General features: G+C 76.5%; 3 protein-coding genes. 1 reads left to right on the forward strand and 2 read right to left on the reverse strand.

Annotation, left to right across the window (positions count from 1 at the left end; all coding sequences use genetic code 11):
* The coding region (locus tag N866_RS21255) for a hypothetical protein (RefSeq protein ID WP_034222443.1) at window positions 1-530 on the forward strand (530 nt) is incomplete at its 5' end.
* Between the two features lie 124 nt (window positions 531-654).
* Here N866_RS21255 and N866_RS03040 read toward each other — a convergent pair.
* Together N866_RS03040 and sucB are read right to left on the reverse strand one after the other, a co-directional pair.
* Complete coding sequence (locus tag N866_RS03040) at window positions 655-1,551, reverse strand: TIGR01777 family oxidoreductase (RefSeq protein ID WP_034222444.1); 897 nt, start codon at window positions 1,549-1,551, stop codon at window positions 655-657.
* Window positions 1,552-1,711: 160 nt separating this feature from the next.
* On the reverse strand, window positions 1,712-2,633 hold a 922-nt coding region (sucB, locus tag N866_RS03045), incomplete at its 5' end, for a 2-oxoglutarate dehydrogenase, E2 component, dihydrolipoamide succinyltransferase (RefSeq protein ID WP_034222445.1).

Below are 2,633 nucleotides of genomic sequence, written 5' to 3' on the forward strand. Positions count from 1 at the left end.
TCGCCGGCGAGGGGCCGCGGAGCGGGCTCGCCGACGGCGAGGCCGGCCCCCGCACGCAGGACCCCGCCCCGTACCGTGAGCCCGGACCGGGCGCCCGCCTCGAGGCGGAGGTCGTCGTCCTCACGCGGGCTCGCGCCGCGGCGCTCGCCGAGGGCGACCTGCTGCGGCTCCTGAGCGTCACGGTGCCCGGCTCGCCGGCCGCGCTGGCGGACCTGACCCGGTTCGCCGGCCTGCACGCGGGAGCCGGGGCAGAAGATCCGGGCTCGACAACTCGGGTGCCCGGAGACTCCCAGGCCCGACCCCTGGAGGTCCGTGTCGAGCACGTCGCGGCCCTGCCGGCCGACCCGCAGGGGCACCGCGTGCTCCTCGTGGCCGCGGTCGGTCAGGAGGGCGGGACCACCGCGACGCCGGCCCGGGGCGTGGTGCTGTCGCTCACCGCGGACGCGGGTACCTGGCGGGTCAGGGAGGTCGCCGCAGCCCCCGCCGGCGCGACGGGAGGGGAAGGGGCCGACCAGCCGTCCGACGGGTGAGGGGCGCTCCGGCGCGGGGCCCGGCCCGCCGGTGGACGGGTGAGGGGCGGCCCCGCGGTACCGCGCGACGCGGTGCCGTCGGTGCCGCCGTGCGCCGGGACCTCAGCCCGCGCGGCCCGGGACCTCAGCCCGAGCGGCCCGTGACCCACCGGGCGGCGGCGGCGAGGTCGGCGTGCGTGAACGTGAAGCCGGAGGCGGTGAGGACCTCCGGCAGCACCCGCTGGGACGCGAGGATGTCGTCGGCGAACTCCCCGACGGCGATGCGGAGGGCGAAGCGGGGGACCGCGAGGACGGCGGGGCGGTGCAGCTCGCGGGCGATCGCGCGGACGACCTCGCCCTGGGGCGCGGGCTCCGGCCCGACCACGTTCACCGCTCCGGCGACCTCGGCGGTCAGGAGGTGCTCGATGGCCCGGACCTGGTCGACGAGCGTGATCCAGGGCCAGTAGTTGCGCCCGGAGCCCAGCGGCCCGCCCACGCCCAGCCGCAGCAGCGGCAGGAGACGGCCGAACGAGCCGCCCGACCGGGAGACCACGATCCCGGTCCGCAGGTGGGCGACGCGGACGCCGGCGTCCACCGCTGCGCCGGTGGAGTCCTCCCACGCGCGGACGACGTCGGCGAGGAAGCCCGTGCCACCGGGCGACGCCTCCGTGAGCACCTCCTCGCCGCGGTCCCCGTAGAAGCCCACGGCGGAGCCCTGGAGGAGGACCCGCGGGCCGCCGTCCACCTCGGCGAGGGTGCGGGCCAGGAGCGACGTGGGCCGGGTGCGCGACTGCAGCACCGTGCGCCGGTACGCGGCGGTCCACCGGCGGTCGCCGACCCCCGCGCCGCCGAGGTTGACGACGGCGTCCGCGCCGGCCAGGTCGGCGGCGTCCAGGCGACCCGCGTCGGGGTCCCAGGCGATCTCGTCCGCGCCCCGGACCTCGTGACGGACGAGGCGGACGACGTCGTGGCCACCCTCGTGGAGGTGGCGGACGAGGGCGGAGCCGATGAGCCCGTGGGACCCGGCGATGATGACGCGCATGGGCACACCTTAGGAGCGTGCGCGGCGGGCCGGGGGCACCAACCCGCCTCCTGCCAGGCACCTCACAGACGAGGGGTCGCCCCGCGTGGCGGTGCGACCCCTCGTCGGGTTCGGTGCGCCGTGTCCTGTCAGGGACGGGCGGCGCCCGGTGGTCGGAGCCTCAGAGGCCGACCTCGGACTCGAACGCCCCGTCCTCGATCCGCTTCTTGACCGCCATGAGGTAGCGGGACGCGTCGGCCCCGTCCACGAGCCGGTGGTCGTAGGACAGCGCGAGGTAGCACATCGAGCGGATCGCGACGAACTCGTTGCCGAACTCGTCCGTGGCCACGATCGGCCGCTTGACGATCGCGCCGGTGCCGAGGATCGCCGACGTGCCGCCCGGGACGATCGGGGTGTCGAACAGCGCGCCACCGGAGCCGGTGTTGGTCACCGTGAAGGTGGCCCCGCTCAGCTCGTCCGGCGTCGCCTTGTTGCCCCGGGTCCGGGTCGCGAGGTCGTTGATCTTGCGGGCGATCCCCGCGAGGTTGAGGTCCCCGGCGCCGCGGATGACCGGGACGACCAGGCCCCGCTCCGTGTCCACCGCGATGCCGACGTTCTCGTGACCGTGGTAGGTGATCTGGTTGCCCTCGAGCACACCGTTGACCTTCGGGTGGGCCTTGAGGGCCTCGGTGGCCGCGAGGACGAAGAACGGCAGGAACGTGAGGTTCACGCCCTCACGGGCCCGGAAGTCGTCCTTCGCGCGGGTACGGAGCTGCGCCACCCGCGTGACGTCCACCTCGACGACCGTCGTCAGCTGCGCCATCGAGTGGAGCGCGTCGACCATGCGCTCGGCGATGATCTGGCGGAGGCGGCTGGCCTTCTCGGTGGTCCCGCGCAGCGGCGACACGGCGGGCGGCTCCGCCGCCCGTGCCGGTGCTGCGGCCGCGGGAGCGGCGGCGGGAGCGGCCGCGGACGCCGCAGCGGCCTTCTCGCGCTCCGCGCGCTCCGCCTCCGCCCTGGCGGCCGCCTCGAGGACGTCCTCCTTGCGGATCCGCCCGCCGACGCCGGTGCCCGTCAGCGCCGAGAGGTCCACGCCCTTCTCC

This window comes from Actinotalea ferrariae CF5-4 (genome assembly GCF_000603945.1).
In the GTDB taxonomy this organism is placed as follows: domain Bacteria; phylum Actinomycetota; class Actinomycetes; order Actinomycetales; family Cellulomonadaceae; genus Actinotalea; species Actinotalea ferrariae.

Coding starts and splice junctions, on each gene's coding strand:
- N866_RS03040 (WP_034222444.1), bottom strand. CDS start 1,551: ATGCGCGTCATCATCGCCGGGTCCCACGGGCTCATCGGCTCCGCCCTC.